The sequence below is a fragment of the Kitasatospora sp. NPDC093679 genome, from assembly GCF_040683455.1.
Lineage (GTDB): Bacteria > Actinomycetota > Actinomycetes > Streptomycetales > Streptomycetaceae > Kitasatospora > Kitasatospora arboriphila.
The window spans coordinates 71532-86940 of record NZ_JBFBDW010000033.1; the positions used below are offsets into that span (position 1 = coordinate 71532).

A 15409-nucleotide genomic window follows, 5' to 3' on the forward strand; every position below is an offset into this window, starting at 1 on the left:
GCGGAGCCGCCCGCATCCGCGACCCTAGTGCAGCCCCGCCCGGGCCTGCCAGCGATTAAACCGCGGCCCTGCGGTGCGTCAGGAGACCACGTCCTTGCGGGCGAAGCCGCGGAAGGCGAGCGCGAGCAGGACGATCGCGTAGGACACGGAGAGCGAGACACCCTGGATCATCCCGCCCCATTCGAGGTGGGGTTGGAGGGCGTCGGCCCAGGCGTACTGCCAGTGGGCGGGCAGCCACTCGCGGAGGTCGCCGAGGGCGGTGACGGCGTCCAGGACGCCGGTGATGATGGAGAGGAAGACGGCGCCGCCGACCGCGCCGAGCGGGGCGTCGGTGGCGGTGGAGAGCCAGAACGCCAGCGCCGCGATGACGAGTTCGGCGAGGATCACGTAGCAGACGGCGAGGCCGAGCCGGGGCAGGGCGGTGGCGGCGGGCAGGCTGGTGCCGGTGGGCAGCTTCAGGTCGCCCCAGCCGTAGGCGGCGGTGCCGACGGCGAGGCCGACCAGCGGCAGCAGCACGATCGCGGCGGCGGAGAAGGCCAGCCCGACGGTGAACTTGCGGGCCAGCAGCCGGGCCCGGGGCACCGGCGCGGCCAGCAGGTAGCGCAGCGAGGACCAGCCGGCCTCCGAGGCCACCGTGTCGCCGCAGAACAGCGCGACCGGGATAACCAGCAGGAAGCCGGTGCCCATGAAGAGCAGGGTGGCGGCGAAGTTCGGCCCGGAGGAGGTGGCGAGTTCGATGAAGGTGGTGCGGTCCGGCCGGTCGGGGGTGCCGCCGATCTGGAAGGCCGCGAGGATGACGAACGGCAGCGCGGCGAGCAGCCCGCCGATCACCAGGGTGCGGCGGCGCCGGAGTTGGCGCACCGCCTCGACGCGCAGCGGCAGGGTGCGGCGGGCCGAGTAGCCGGCCGCCGCCTGCTCCGCGGCAGGAGCGGGTGCGGTGCTGCTCATGCCGGGCCTCCGATCAGGGACAGGAAGGCATCCTCCAGGCGGCGCTGCGGGCCGACGCCCGTCACGGGCACCTCCAGGCGGACGAGTTCGACGACCAGCCGTGCGGCGCTGCCGCCGTCGTCGAGGCGGACGAGCAGGCCGCCGTCGGCCGGCTCCGCCGAGACGACGCCGTCGAGCGCGGCGAGCTTGTCGGCGGCCGCGGCGAGCTCCTCGGAGCCGTACCCGGGCGCGGTGGAGACGAGCAGGTGCTCGCCGCCGCCGACGATCTCGCCGACGGCCCCGGCGGTGACCAGGCGGCCGCGGTCCATGACGACGAGGTGGGTGCAGCTCTGCTCGACCTCGGACAGCAGGTGGCTGGAGACGATGACGGTGCGGCCGCCGGCGGCGTACCGGATCATCACCTCGCGCATCTCGCGGATCTGCGGCGGGTCGAGGCCGTTGGTCGGCTCGTCGAGGATCAGCAGGTCGGGCATGCCGAGCATGGCCTGGGCGATGGCGAGGCGCTGCCGCATGCCCTGGGAGTAGGTGCGGACGGCGCGGTCGAGGGCCTCGCCGAGGTCGGCGATGGCGAGCGCCTCCTCCAGGTGGGCGTCCTCGGCGGGGCGGCCGGTGGCCTGCCAGTACAGCTCCAGGTTGGCGCGGCCGGTGAGGTGCGGCAGGAAGCCCGCGCCCTCGACGAAGGCGCCGACCCGCGACAGCACGGGCGCGCCGGCCCGCACCGCGTGTCCGAAGATCCGGATCTCGCCCTCGTCGGGGCGGATCAGCCCCATCAGCATGCGCAGGGTGGTGGTCTTCCCGGCGCCGTTCGGGCCGAGCAGGCCGAGCACCTGGCCCTGTTCGGCGCGGAAGGACAGCTCGCGCACCGCGTACCGGTCGGCGGCGCCCTTGTAGCGCTTGCTGAGGCCGGTGATCTGCAGCGGGACACCGGCGAGCGCCGGATCGGCGGGCAGCTGCGGGCGGCGCCGGCGGCGCAGCAGGAGCAGCCCGGCCGCGACGGCGACGGCGAGCAGCGGCAGCACCCAGACCCGGGCGGGCAGCGGGGCGGCCTCGGTGTGCAGGCCGGCCACGGTCGGGAGGGTCAGCGGCCCGGCGGCGGAGACGGTGTAGGTGGCGGGCTGCGCCGGGGAGGCGTAGGCCAGGTCGGTGGAGGCGAGGACGAGCCGCAGCCGGTGCCCGGCCGGGAAGGAGTGGTCGACGGCGGGCAGCGCGATCTGCACGGTGCGGCCGCCGGGGGCGTCGGCGCCGGTGACCCGCAGCGGGGCGACGAGCTGTTGCGGCAGGGTCTGCTTGCCGTCCGGGCCGAGGTCGTAGAGCTTGGCGAAGAGCACCGCGTCGGGCCGGTCGGCGTGCACGGTGATCGAGGCGCGGGCCTGGCCGGTGAGGTCGAGCGCGGTCGTCAGCGGGTCGGAGTCGAACGCGGCGTACTGGCCGGGGAAGTCGAGGGCGAGGCCGCTGCCGAGGGCGGCGGCCTGGGAGAGCGCGCCGATGCCGGGGACGGTGGAGATGTTCGGCGGGGCGCCGCCGGGCGGGTTGGCGACGGTCTGCTCGCGGCCGGCGAGTTCGACGCTGCGGGTGGCGGTGCCGCCGAGGCCCGGGTACGCGTCGGCGTCGGCGCCGCGCAGCACGGCCTGGAAGCCGGTGGAGTCGACGCCGCCGGTGCGGGTGACCCGGAAGGCGGGGCCGGTGCCGGTGGACTTGCCGGCCAGGTGGTGGTCGAACCAGGCGGTGACCCGGGCGTCGGTGCGTTCGCTGCCCTCGGTGCCGCCGTCGTGCCCGCCGGCGAACCAGTCGACGGCGACGGGCGCGCCGTTGGCGGCGACGGCCTTGGCGATCCGGTCGCCCTGGTCGAGCGGGAAGAGCGAGTCCTGCTGGCCCTGGACGACGAGGGTGGGCACCTTGATCCGGTCGGCGACCGAGGACGGGCTGGACCTCTCCAGCACCGCGACCGCCTCGGCGTCGGGTCGGCCGGCCGCGGCGACCCGGTTGTACATGGTGCACAGCTCGTCGAGGAAGCGGCCGCAGCCGACCGCGCCCTGCGGTCCGCCGGGCTGCCCGTCCTGCTGTCCGTCGCGGGGCGCGCCGGCGAGCCCGCCGGTGGCGGCGCCTGCCGAGCCGGTGGTGAAGAACAGGCCGGCCCAGAGCTTCTTGAAGACGCCGTCGGCGGCGGTCGAGCCCTGGGCGGCCTGCGGGAAGAGCGCGTCGGCGAGGTTCCACCAGGTGATGCCGGCGGCGACCGCGTCGATCCGCGGGTCGTAGGCGGCGCCGAGCAGGGCGGCCCCGCCGCCGTAGGAGGCGCCGGTGATGCCGACCCGCGGGTCGCCGGCCTTGTCGAGCTGCACCTCGGGCCGCTTCGCGAGCCAGTCGACGAGCCGGGTGACGTCCTGGATCTCGCGGTCCGGGGCGTCCAGGCCGATCCGGCCGCCGGAGTGGCCGAAGCCGCGGGCGGACCAGGTGAGGACGGCGTACCCGGCGCGGGCGAGCTGCCGGGCCCGGTCGCGTTCGCCCTCCTTGGAGCCGCCGAAGCCGTGCGCGAGCAGGATCGCCGGGCGCGGCGAGGTGCCGGTGGTGAAGAACGAGGTGTCGATGCGGACGGTCGCGCTGCTGCCCGGTGTCTCGGGCATGGCGAGGAAGCGGTCCTCCTGGCGCACCTCGGGCCCGGAACCGCCGGCGGCGGTGCCGATCGCCCCCACGACGACCAGCACCGCCGCAACCACCCATGCCACCCGCGCACGCCGTCCCAGCCGGCGGAGGCGCCGGGCCCACCCGAACCCCATGGCCACCGACCCTAACCCCGTTCGGGGTAGGGAGCCCGTAAAGGGCGCGATCACGTCATCCGCGCCGGTCGTTCGGGTGCGGCCCGGTGGGAGTCAGGCGGTCCTCACCGCCATGAGCAGGCCGGTCGACCAGGCGAGCCGGACGGTGCGGAAGTCCGGGCGGCCGGTCAGGTGGCCGACGAGCCGGTCGACGGCGGCGGTGTGCTCGGCGGGCCAGTCGGGCAGCGGCAGCAGGTCGTCGATCAGGTAGGTGCCGCCGGGGGCGACCAGGTCCAGGGCCCGTTCCAGGTGGGTGAACTTGCCCGGCCAGGTGTCGGCGAAGACCAGGTCGAAGGGCTCGCCGCGGTACTCCTCCAGCCACGCCCCGCCGTCCGCGGCGACGAACGCGCAGCGGCCGTCCGCGGCCAGTTCGGCGCGGGCGAGGTCCTGCACGGCGCCGTCCAGTTCGACGCTGACCAGCCGGGCGTCGGCGTCCATGCCGCTGAGCAGCCAGGCCGTGCCCTCGCCGACGCCGGTGCCGAGTTCCAGGATCCGTCCGCCGGGCCGGGCGGCGGCGAGGACGGCGAGCAGGGCGCCCGTCCGCTCCTCGCAGGAGAGCGTGAAGCCGTGGGCGGCCCCGGCGGCCCGCAACGCGGCGACGGCGGGCGGCAGTCGGGTGAGTGTGTCGTCCATCGGGCCAGTCTGCCGCGGGGGTTCGGGTCGGCGCAGCTCCTTGTGCGGGCTCGGCGTTCGTCCCCCACAGTGCGGGGTCCGGTTCGTGCTGCTCGTGCAGGAGCGGGTACCAGCAGCCCTCCGCCGCCTCCGGGTCCAGGGCGTGAAGCCGGCGGTCCGTCCGTGCGGCCGCGTAGCGGCGGTCGACCCGGCGAACGGGTACGGCCGGGGTCGCGGAGCAGGCGCAGCACGGCGAAGAAGACCGGCAGCGAGTCGGCGGCGTGCGCGGTGTCCTCGTCGGGGTCCTCCAGCAGGACCTCGCCGCCGGAGCCGTCCAGCAGCAGGTCGCCGCCGAGCCACCCGCGATGATGGCGATCCCTGAAAACGGCCACCCCGGATCCAGGTGTTGGCCAGACCTGCTCACTTTGATTCCCCACCTTGCTGTGGGAGGGCCCGGAACTCCGCCCTCCCACGCGTGGGATCGGCGCTACACCTGCGGGACCGCGGCCTCGCTCCGGCGGACGCGGGTGACGGTGCGGTCGTAGAGGCGGATGCCGAGCGTGCGCCACAGCAGGCGGGCCGGGGCGGGCATCTGCGACAGGAACCGCTGGCGTTCCTGCGCGGTCGCGTCCTCGAGGATCGCGCCGAGGAAGACCAGGAGCTTGGCCTTGGGGACGCTGCGGCGTCCCCGTTCGCCGACTTCGGTCCATTCGCGGGGCGTGATGTGGTCGGCCATCAGGGGAAGGAGGTGCTCTTCCTCGTCGTCCATGTGGGCGGCGGCGTGCCGGTCGAGCGCGCGCAGAGCTTCGGCGAGGCGCAGGGCCGTGTCACGGTCGGCCCGGGTGCGCCAGCGGCGCGACAGCTCGGTGGCCCTGGCGAGCGCGCCGGCGATGGCCTCGTGCTGGTCGACCATCCGCACCACGACGTTGTCGTCGGGGGCGGCGCGCTCGCGCAGCTTGGGCCACAGCAGGTGGTCCTCGCCCTCGTGGTGTTCGTCCAGGGCGCCGAGGACCAGGTCGAGGTGGTCGGCGAGCACGGCGGTGCGCCGCCGGTCACCGGGGGCGGCAGCCTGGATCAGGTCGGCCAGCAGCGGTACCTCGCGGCGGAAGACGCGGTGCAGGACGACCATCTCCTGTGGGTCCAGACGCTCGTTGTCGGTGGCCGGGTCTGCGGTGGCGGGCATCGGGATCCACTTCTGTGAGGGAACAGTGATCATTCCGGGAACCCGCAGCCTAGTGAGGCCCGCCCTGCCGTCCGCAATCAGGTCAAGTCGGTCACCCGCCGCTCTGACCCGGGCCGAGCGACCGCACCCTTGCTCACCGAAGTCCTCACTTGCTTCAACGGGCGACCAGCTGGGGAGTTGAGAACGAGGCTGGGAAAATTCGAAGATTCTCATCACCGATCCGGTACAGGTGCCGCGGGCGGCCGTCCTCGGCGGTCTCCACGTCCCACTCCTCCAGGCCCTCCGCCGGGAGTCCTGCGGTCCGGAGCGTGCCGCGGCCGGAGTCCGCCCGGGAGTCCGCGGCGGTCGGGGCCGCCGGCGCGGTGGGCGTCCGGACGGCGGGCCGGGAGGGCGTCCGTGGTGGGGAAGGGCTCCGGGGTCGTCCCGGCGAGCTGCCGGGTTCGTCCGGCGCGTCCGCTCAGAGCAGGCCGTCCCACATCTGCTCGACGACGGCGGCCCACCAGTTCTCCGGGTCCTGGAAGACGGTGGGGTCGAGCGCCGCCAGCTGCTGCTGGAAACCGTCGGTGGCCTCGGCGGCGGCGTGCGGGTCGAGGCCGCGGCGGGCCGGGCGGTGGGCCGCGAGGAGGGCGAGACAGCGCACGTACGCCGAGAGGTCGCGGTTGACGTAGCGGCCCGTCCCGTTGTCGGGGTCGACCGCCCAGATGCGGCCGACGCCCTCGCCGGTGCCGGTCCCGCCGTCGCCGCACTGCACGGCGACGAGGGCGTGCCCGTCGGTGCCGATCAGCACGTACTCGGCGAGCACCGCACGGGCGGCGTCCGGGACGCGGCTGCCGCGGCCGGACGCGTCGAGGTGGGCGGCGACGTCGGGCAGGCCCGGCAGCAGCGTGAAGAAGCCCTCGACCCGGGCCGGCAGGCCGGCCCAGACCAGGCCGGCGCGGGCGGCGTCCGGGAGCGCGGTGGCAGCGGTGTCGTCTGCGTCGAAGCGGTGCACGCCTTCGGCGCCGAACTGCTCGGCGAGGCGGCGGCCGAGGGCGGCGTCCCGCTCCGGCCCGGCGGCCTCGGCCCCCCGCGGGAACGGCGCCCGGTTGGGGTGCGGCGGCAGCGGCCGCCCGGCCTCGCGGAAGAGCTGCTCGGTGGCGCCCGTCAGGGCACGGACCGCGGCGGCGCGGCGGTTGAACCGCGGACCGTAGTCGTGGCCGTAGGAGAAGGCCGCGACCGGCAGTTCGGCGAGCAGGACGGCGGCGCAGTAGCCGCCCGGCAGCTCGCAGGGCCGCAGGTCGGAGTGGACGGCGAGGACGTCCTCGGGCCGCACGCCCTGCTGCTGCAGGGTGCGCCAGGCCTCCAGTTCGGGGTGCGCGCCGCCCGGGGAGGACATCCGGAACAGCGTCTGCTCCTTGCCGTCCGCGTCCCGGTAGGTGAACACGGCGGTGGCCCCGGGACCGGTCGCGAGCGGCCGGTCGGGGTCGTAGCTGCCGGCGCCGAGGCTGTCGCGGTAGAGCTGGACGACCTCCTCGACCGGCACCGACGGCCAGGTGGTGAGCCTGCCGGTCTCCCGGTCGACCACGGCACTGGCGGAGCCGATGTCGGCGGGCGCCCGCCGCTCGCCCTCGGACGCACCGGCCCCGGCCTCCTCGGCCTCCGCCCAGACCACCCAGCCCAGGTCGAACTCGTGGACGCCGACGGTGCGCCACTGCTCCTCGGGCCGGTCGCCGTTGATCCACTGGTGGGCCGCCTCGACGGCCTGCGCGCGGGTCGTCACGCGGTCGTTCTCCTTCAGGACCTGGGCCCGGGGGCCCGGTGGTTGGGGGTACGCACTGCTGCCGCCGCCCGGCTCACACCGGGGTCGACGGGGTGAGCCGCAGGGCGCTCAGCCCGGCGGCGTCGGCGAGCAGCAGCACACCGTCCGGGGTGACGTCGGCACCGCCGAGCGGGCCCGTGGAGAGGAAGACCCCGACCGGGTCGCCCTCCTCCCGCGGCCACAGCCGCACGTAGTCGCCGCCGATGCCGAGCCGCACCGGACAGGCCGCCCGCTGCTCCTCGGTCAGCGGCGTCAGCTGCTCGGCGGGGACGCCGACCGGCTCGCCGGTCGGCACCGCGTGGACGGCGAGTCCGGGCTCCGCGCCGGCGACGCGGGCCGCCACGACGGTCGTGCCGTCGGGTGCGGTCGCCGCCGTCAGCGCGGTGACGCCCGGCAGCGGGCGGGCCCACAGCGTCCGCCAGGGCAGGCCGGGCCCGAGGTCGGGGGCGGGCAGGCCGTCCTGGCGGCAGGCGTGCTCCAGCAGCGCGGCGCGCAGCAGCGGACCGGCCTCGGTGCGGGTGAACAGCGGTGCCAGCCGCAGCCAGGTGCGGGCGAGTGGCGGCAGCTCGGTACCGGCGGCCGCCAAGTGCTCGACGGCGGCCCGCAGCCGGACCTGCCCGGCGTGCACCAGGAAGCCCGGGTCGGCGAGCAGTTCGGGCAGCGTCCCGGCCTCCAGGGCGTGCCCGGTGAGGTGCTCGCGCACGTACGGCGCGGCGTGCTCCCACCGGCCGGGGCCGGCCGGCAGGCCGTTGGTCAGGACGGCGGCGATCCGGCGCTGCGCCTCGCGGACGGTCGAACCGAAGCGTTCGCGGAGCTCGGCGCCGATCTCCGGATGCACCAGGCGCACCGCGGGGTCGTCGCGCTCCCCGACCAGTTCGAAGAACGGCAGCAGCAGGGCCTGACCGTCGGCGAAGGCCTTGGACAGGTCGCGGCCGGCGACCGCGGAGGCGAGCGGCGCCCAGAGCGGGAACGGCACGGCCGCGCCGTCCCCGGCCAGGGCGAGCGGGGCGAGCAGCCGGCGCAGCGTCAGCTCGTCGGCGCCGCAGCGCTCGGCGTGCCGGTCGAGGACGTCACCGATGCCGGCCGGGAGCTCCACCGGGCCGTCGTCCGGGGCGGCGCGCAGCGACCAGGCGGCCAGCCGCACCACCAGCGGGCCGGCGGCCCGGGCGGCCAGGTCGGCGGCGAGGGCGGGCCGGTCCAGCATGTACTCGGCCTGCCGGACCAGTGCCTGCGGGTCCGCCCAGGGTGCCTCGTCCAGGTCGATCACCTGCAGCTGCCCGGCGGGGATCCGCTCGGCGAGCCAGGCGGCCTGTTCCTTCGGCACGTCGGCGAGCATCCGCACCCACGGCGAGAGCGCCAGCGGCAGCAGGACCTCGGCGGCGACCCGCCCGGGTTCGCGCAGGGCGCGCAGCGGCCCGGCCCGGTCGACGTCCGGGACGACGAGAGCCGTGGCGGTGGTGCGCTCCTCGGCGAGCCGGTGGAGCAGGTCCTCGGTGCGGTCGACGTCGAGGCCGAGGACGTCGGCGGCCGTCCACAGCAGCTGGGCCGCGGTGAGTCCGTCCGGGTCGCAGACCACCGGCGGCGGCAGTTCGGCTGCGGGCACGGTGGCCGGGTCGAGCGCGCCGAGGTCGATCCGCCCGCGGGACACGGGGTCGCACAGCATCAGGAAGCCGGTGAGCAGCCGGGACCGGCCGGAGCCCGGACGGCCGGTCAGCAGCACCACCCGCGGGGCCGACGGTCCGGCGGTGTGCCAGGCCGCGAGTGCGCGCAGCGCCTCGCCGCGTCCGCCCACGTGGGGGTGCGGCTGGTGGGTCGTCGGATCGTTCACCTGGTCGTCTCCGGGCTCGTGCCGTACCGGGGCGGGGTCACTCGAAGTCCTCGCGGTCCTGGAAGACCTCCTGCCAGAACGTGGAGGAGGCCGTCACCGGGTCGAGCTCCTCGGCCCACACCCGCAGCGCCCGCTCGGCGTCGGCCAGTTCGGCCGCGGTGGCGCCGTAGTAGAACGACGCGTACAGCCGCAGCAGGGCGGCGAACTGTTCGACGGAGGAGGCGACCGGGCCGCTGTCGTAGTCGCCCTCGTACCGGTCGGGGTCGTACAGGCCGACCCGGCCGGTGGCGCCGTCCACGACGATCAGCCGCTCCAGGTCCTTGGCGATCAGGTAGCAGAACTCGCCGCGGTCGTCGCCGTCCTCGTCGGCGTCCCGGAAGTCCTCGGTGCGCAGTTCGCCGAGGCCCTCCTGCGCGAGCACCTCGCCGCTGAGGTCCAGCAGCGGGATCCGGACGGCGGGCAGGCCGACCTCGGTCAGGAAGCGGCGGGTCGGGCCGTGCTCCAGGCCGTCGGGGAGTTCGGCCGGGTCGGCGGACCACAGGCGGTCGGCTCCGAACCGGTCGGCCAACCAGCCGCGGGTCACCGTCCGGGCTGCGCCGGGCAGCTCCGCCGCGGCGACCCGGGTCGTCACGTCGTCCTCGGCGGGCATCGGCCAGACCGGGGTCGCCGCGTCGTCGAGCACGGCCGCGGCCTCGTCGATCTCGACGGCGTAGTACCCCCAGCCGCCGCCGAGGACCGCGAGCGCACCCGTCCGGACCGCCTGCCCGACCTGCTCGTGGCAGACCGGGAGCGCCTTCGCCCCGCCCTCCCAGCCGTCGGGCCCGTTGGTCGCCCCCTCGCCCCGCCGCGGCAGGTCCGCAGGCAGTAGCGGGACGTACTCCTCGGGGAACTCGTCGTGCGCGTACGGCCGGTAGAGCTTCGGCCCGGCGACCGGCTCGCCGGTGCGCAGGTCCACCGCGTACTCGTAGAAGCCCTCCTCGTCGTCGGGCTCCATCCGCTCCATCCGCGCCAGGACGAACGCCTCGTGGGCGAGGACCAGCTGCTGCCCGTCGCGCTCCACCAGCTGCAGTCCGGTCACCCGGCCGCCGGGGGCCGAACAGGTGGCACGGGCGCCCGGCGGGACCCAGCGCGACCAGACCGTGCGCCAGGGCAGCCGCGGCGCGGCCGCCACCAGGGCGGCGGCGTCCTCGGACCGGCCGTGGCTGACGAGCAGCAGGTGCAGCCAGGCGAGCCACTCCGCGCCCTGCTCGGCGCCCGGCCGCACGCCCAGCCGGTCGAGGTGGTGGATGTCCTCGGCGAGGGTGCCGGCGGGCACCCCGTCGGGCCAGCACTCGGCCATCGCCGCCAGCAGCTCCGCCCGGCCGACCCGTGCCAGGAACTCCGGCCGCTCGATCAGCACGGGCAGCTCGCGCACGTCGAAGCCACCGGTGGGGCCGGGGGTCTGGTCAGGTCCGGGGGTCATGGCGCCTCCGTGGGCGGTGCTGGTCGGCGTTGGTCACTGCGGTCGGCTGTCACTGCGGTCGATTGTCACGGCTGCGGCGGAACGTACTGGTTCGGGATCCGGTTCCTGTCCAGCTGTCCGCTGACGGCCATGTCGTACCACAGGTCGCCGAGGCGGTTGAGGTGGTCCTGCATGTCCCGGTCCATCCTGGCGGCCGCCGCCTCCCGTTCGGCCGCGGTGTCGTGGCCGTCCGCCATGTCGCCCTTGCGGTAGCCGACGCCGTAGCCGACCTCGGTGTCGGGCATCGACTCGGTCAGGTAGCGCGAGCAGTGTCCGTGGCCCGCGCCCTGGCCGCAGGGCTCGCGCTCCGTCCAGAGGCTGGCCACCGTGTAGTCGCCCGCTTCCGCACGCTGGTTGAGGCGTTCGATCCAGCGGCCCAGGTGCGGCTCGGAGTGCTCCGGCTGCATGCCGGCCCTGCCCGGCGGCAGCGAGCTGTCCACGACGTACCGGACCTTGCCGTTGCTGTCGACCACCTCGATCGCGGCGTAGTTCTTTCCGGTGAAGTCGGGCCGGTGGTCGCCCTTGACGTGCGCGATGGTCTCCCGGCGGATCGCGAGCTCCACCTGGCGGTCGGTCATGTTGGCCTTGTCGGGATGCAGCTCCCGGTACCGGTCGACCATGTGTTCGCGGACCAGCCGGGCCGGGCTCGGGCCCTCGGGCTTCTCCCCCTCCTTGAGCGGGCGGTGCTCGTTGCCCCGGGTGCCCTGCCAGAAGTCGTGGTTCTGGTGGGTGGCCACACCGCGGGACAGATCGTCCTCGTGGTGCTTGTCGTTCTGCTGCTTCTCGGCCTCGATCTCCGACATGTCCGACCGGTCGTGGTCGTCGCGGTAGTGGTACGGGTCGGAGGCGTGCTCCGGGCTCGAACCGACCGCGTACTGCTGGTGGTAGGACAGGCTCAGCCGGCCTAGGCTCGCCACGACGGCACCCTGCTCGCTCTGGTGCAGGTCCTTGAAGCCGGGCAGCCGGTGCTCCAACTGCTCCTTGTCGAAGGCGAGCCGGAATTCCGCCTGGGGGTCGTCCTTGTGGTCCTTGTTGTGCCGGGCCTGGTCGGCGGTGTCCTGCAGGAAGTCGCCGAGCGACTTGTCGGTGAACCGGTCCCGCAGGAACTGGTGGGCGACGTCCAGGTCCGACTGCCGGACCTTGGCGTTCTCGCGCTCGCGGAAGGTCTGCTGCTCGTCGTCGCCGAGCATGTTGTAGTGCGTGTGGTCCTTGGGCTGGGCGTCGTGGTACGGCGTCGAGCCCTGGCGGTCGTCCGGCGTGCCGGAGTCCTGGGTTCCGGCGTCCGGCATGTCGGTGTCGTGCGGCGTGGTGCCGTCGTGGGAGGCCGGGTCGTGGGTGGGGCCGGCCCCCGGCGTGTGGCCGTGCCCGGAGTCCACCTCCATGTCGTCGGGGCTCGGCTTCTGCTTCTTCTTGGGCGGCCCGGCCTCCCCGTCCGACTCCGTCCCGTCCTCGTCGTGCTTGGTCTTGCCCGCCGGGTCCGCGGGGCGGCGGTCCGCGGAGTCGCCGTCCCGGCCGGGGCGGTCGGGGTGGTCGGTCCGGTCGGGGCGGTCGGCACCGTCGGCGCGGGCCGGGCGGGTCGGGGAGCCGGCGTGGGAGTCCGAGCCCGCGCGGGGGTCGGAAGGGCGGTGGTCGGACGTGATCGGCCGGCGGTCGGCGTCGAGCGGGATCGCGAAGACGCCGTGGTCGCCGTTGTGGAGCGGCTTGTCGCTCCGCGCGCCGGTCTGGTTGTCCAGGTAGACGATCTTGCCGTTGTGGTTGACCACGTTCCAGGCGTGGGCACGGCCGTGCGCGTCCTGGGTGACGATGACCGCCTGCGAGCCGTGGCCCGACTGGCGGAGGGTGTCCTCCAGCCGGTGGAACGCCTGGTCGCCGTTGCCCAGGTCCCGGAACGGCGCACCGAGTTGGCGCTCGGCACGGTCCCGGCCGCCCCGCTCGCCGTCCGGGCTGCCGTCGTCCGTGCGGGCCGCGGCGGCGCTCGGGTTGCCGCTGTAGGTGTCGGCGCTGGACAGCGCCACGTCCAGGCAGTTGTTGTCGCGGCCGGGCTCGCGGTGCCCGTCCCCGTTGACCGCCCCCGGCCAGTCCCCGTACGGGTCGGGGTGGCGCTGCGGGGTGCCGTCCGGGTTGCGCGGGATGCGCCGCTCCAGCTCCTGCTGGTGGTGCTCCTCCACCCGGGCCAGGCCGCCGGGCGTGTCGTACGGGCGGCTGTCGGAGAGCGGGCGCTCGTGCGGGGGTGTGTCGGCGTCGGAGCGACCGTCCTGGTCCGCGGGGGAGTCTGCGTCCTCGACCGGGTCGCGGTGGTGCTGCTCGTCGCCCTTGGCGTGGTCCTCGGTCTTGCCGTGGTCCTCGGGCTTGGCCTGCTCGTCGCCCTTGGCGTGGTCCTCGGCCTTGCCGTGGTCCTCCGGGCGGGTCTCCGAGCCGTGGTCGGGGTGAGCGGTGTCCGGGGTGCGCGCCGGGCCGTCGCCGCTCGGGCGCGGCGCCGTGCCGGTCGGACGGTCGGTGGAAGGCCGCTGGTCGGCGGTGCGCGGGTCCGCGCTGCGCGGGTCGGCCGTCCGGGGGTCCGGACGCGAGGGCCGGCCCCCGTCGGGGCGCGGAGCGGCGGACGGGCGGTCGGCACCGGGACGGTCCGTTCCGGGGCGGTCCGCGCCGGGCTGGCGGCCGAGGCCGGTCGGGCGGTCGCCGTGCTCCGGGCGTCCGGCGGACTGGCCGGGCACGGTGGTGGGACGGTTGCCCGACGGCCCGTCACCGCCGGTGCCCGTGTGGGGCACGGGACCGCCCTGACGGGGTGGCGTACCGCCGGACGGCGTTCCGGAGCCGGGCACACCGGCACCGGGAACGGGCCCGGCCGCGACCGGACCGGTGGCGGTGGGCGTTCCCGGGTTCTGGCCGGACGGACCGGACTGGCCCGGGGTGGCGTCCGGTCCCGCGGTCGGGCTGTGCGTGGGCGGGGCGTCGGCGACCGCCGTGGAGGCCGTCTCGACCGTGGCGCGGTGCGGCCCGTCCGAGGAGGACGGGGACGGGCGCGAGTGGTCCTGCCCCGAAGACGGCCCGCCCGCTGACGGGATGCCCGCCGACGGCACGTGCGGAACGCCGCCGCCCGAGGGCACGCCCCGGCTGTCGCCCGCGCCGTGCGAACCGGATGCGGTGTCCGGGGCCGGCGCACTTCCGGGCGTGGAGTGGTGGGGCGCGGAGTCCGGGACCGGTCCGGAACGGTCCTGCTGGGAGGGGATGTCGCCGCCCGGTCGGAACGGTCCGCCGTCGGAGGCGTGCGCAGGTGCCGGGGTGGCCTCTCCACCGCGCACCGGTCCGTACAAGGGCGCCGTACCGCGATCCGCACCGCCGTGCGAGGGCGTGGAGGCTCCGTCGTCACCGCGGACCGGCCCGTGCGGGGGACGGGAGTCACCGGAGTGCGCAGGCGCGGGAGCGGAGTCGGGGGTCGGGTGGGCCGAGGCCGGCCCCGGACGGGAGTCCGGCGTGCCGTGCGACGGCTGCCCTTCCCCGGTGTGCTGCGGTCCGCCGTGGGACTGCGCCGGGGCGGGAGCGGCATCGGGAGTGGGGTGCGCCGATACGGGCCCGGGCCGGGGAGTGTCCGCACCGGACCGGTCCGCATGGCCGTCACCGGCACGCGCCGGCCCGTCCGAGGACTCGTGATGACTCGGCGCAGGCCCGTCCGAGGCCGGCGTCGGCCGCCCGTCCGTCCCCGTGTGCGCCGGAGGCGTGTCCGCACCGTCGTGCCGCGCCGAACCAGAACCATCCGAACCCGTGTGGGCCGGAGGCGTGTCCGCACCGTCGTGCCGCGCGGGAGCAGGCCCGTCCGAGGCCGGCGTCGACCGCCCGTCCGTCCCCGTGTGCGTGGGAGAGCCGGTGTCGGGGCCGGAGGAGGGGGTGTGCGAGCCGGACGGCGGGGTGCCGTCACTGCCGGACGGGGTGTGCTGGGCTGCCGGCGCGGGCGCCGGGTCGGAGCTCAGCCGGGTGCCGAACGGGTCGAGCGGTGTCGAACTCCGGTCGTCACGGCCGTCGTTGCCGTGCCGGGTCGAGGACCCGCCGTCACTGCTGCTGTTGTGGGACCCGGAGTCGCCGCTCGTCCCGGACGGAGCACCCGAGGAGGTGTGGTCGGTGCCGGTGCTCGCGTCCCCACCGCTCGGCCGCCCGCTTCCGGACGAACCGCTCCCCGACGAACCACCACTGGACGAGCCGCTGCCGGTCGGGCTCGAAGACCCGGACGAGCCGGAGGAGTTCGAGCCGCCGGACGATCCGCTGTCGCCCGAGGAACCGGAGGAGCCGCCGGATTCGGGTGAGCGGGACGGCCCAGAACTGCCTGATGAGCCCGAGGAGTTGGAGGAGTTCGACGACCCGGAGTCCCCGCCGTTCCCGCTCTCGCTGCCGCCGTTCTCGTGGCCGCTGCCGCCCTCACCGTGGCTGCTGCCGTGTCCGGCCGCATTGTCGAGGTGGTGCCGGGCGGCGCCGCCGGCCCGCGAGCCGAGCCCGTCGCGCAGCGACTCGCCGAAGGTCTGCTTCCAGTTCTCCGCGGAGGACTTCCCCTCCTCCCAGCCCTTCTTCACCGTCCGGCCGACGTCATAGCCGTCCTGCGCACCGAAGCCCTGGTTCACCGTCTGCGCGATCAGATCCGAGACCATCGCCTGCACCGCAGACACGATCGGATCCTTCAACGTCTCCATGATCGCCTCGATCAGCGCCTCACGGAGCTCCTTCAACAACCGACGCACGA

9 protein-coding genes are annotated in these 15409 nt (G+C 75.6%); 1 reads left to right on the forward strand and 8 read right to left on the reverse strand.

The features are described from left to right. Positions 1 to 78 precede the first annotated feature (78 nt). From AB0O09_RS25160 to AB0O09_RS25195, 8 genes are all read right to left on the reverse strand, one after another. Complete coding sequence (locus AB0O09_RS25160) at positions 79 to 948, reverse strand: ABC transporter permease (protein WP_344628112.1); 870 nt, start codon at positions 946 to 948, stop codon at positions 79 to 81. Continuing rightward, on the reverse strand, positions 945 to 3722 hold the full coding sequence (locus AB0O09_RS25165) for an alpha/beta fold hydrolase (RefSeq protein ID WP_363544632.1): 2778 nt from the start codon (positions 3720 to 3722) through the stop codon (positions 945 to 947). The genes AB0O09_RS25160 and AB0O09_RS25165 overlap by 4 nt, the downstream gene beginning before the upstream one ends. 93 nt (positions 3723 to 3815) lie before the next feature. Beyond that, positions 3816 to 4394, reverse strand: coding sequence for a class I SAM-dependent methyltransferase (locus AB0O09_RS25170; protein WP_363544634.1), 579 nt, complete (start codon positions 4392 to 4394; stop codon positions 3816 to 3818). Positions 4395 to 4860: 466 nt separating this feature from the next. After that, positions 4861 to 5556, reverse strand: coding sequence for a hemerythrin domain-containing protein (locus AB0O09_RS25175; protein WP_363544636.1), 696 nt, complete (start codon positions 5554 to 5556; stop codon positions 4861 to 4863). 457 nt (positions 5557 to 6013) lie between these two features. Beyond that, positions 6014 to 7315, reverse strand: coding sequence for an SUKH-4 family immunity protein (locus AB0O09_RS25180; protein ID WP_363544637.1), 1302 nt, complete (start codon positions 7313 to 7315; stop codon positions 6014 to 6016). 73 nt (positions 7316 to 7388) lie between these two features. Continuing rightward, positions 7389 to 9182 carry an ATP-binding protein gene (locus AB0O09_RS25185; RefSeq protein ID WP_363544638.1) on the reverse strand — a complete coding sequence of 598 codons (1794 nt, stop codon included), beginning with the start codon at positions 9180 to 9182 and terminating at the stop codon, positions 7389 to 7391. A 37-nt stretch (positions 9183 to 9219) separates the two neighbouring features. Next, positions 9220 to 10644 carry an SUKH-4 family immunity protein gene (locus AB0O09_RS25190; protein WP_363544640.1) on the reverse strand — a complete coding sequence of 475 codons (1425 nt, stop codon included), beginning with the start codon at positions 10642 to 10644 and terminating at the stop codon, positions 9220 to 9222. A 65-nt stretch (positions 10645 to 10709) separates the two neighbouring features. After that, positions 10710 to 13448 carry a toxin glutamine deamidase domain-containing protein gene (locus tag AB0O09_RS25195; protein WP_363544642.1) on the reverse strand — a complete coding sequence of 913 codons (2739 nt, stop codon included), beginning with the start codon at positions 13446 to 13448 and terminating at the stop codon, positions 10710 to 10712. A gap of 1291 nt (positions 13449 to 14739) precedes the next feature. Between AB0O09_RS25195 and AB0O09_RS25200 the strand changes: the two genes are divergently transcribed. Beyond that, entirely contained in the window at positions 14740 to 15261 is a 522-nt protein-coding gene (locus tag AB0O09_RS25200; protein WP_363544645.1) for a hypothetical protein, read from the forward strand. Positions 15262 to 15409 lie beyond the last annotated feature (148 nt).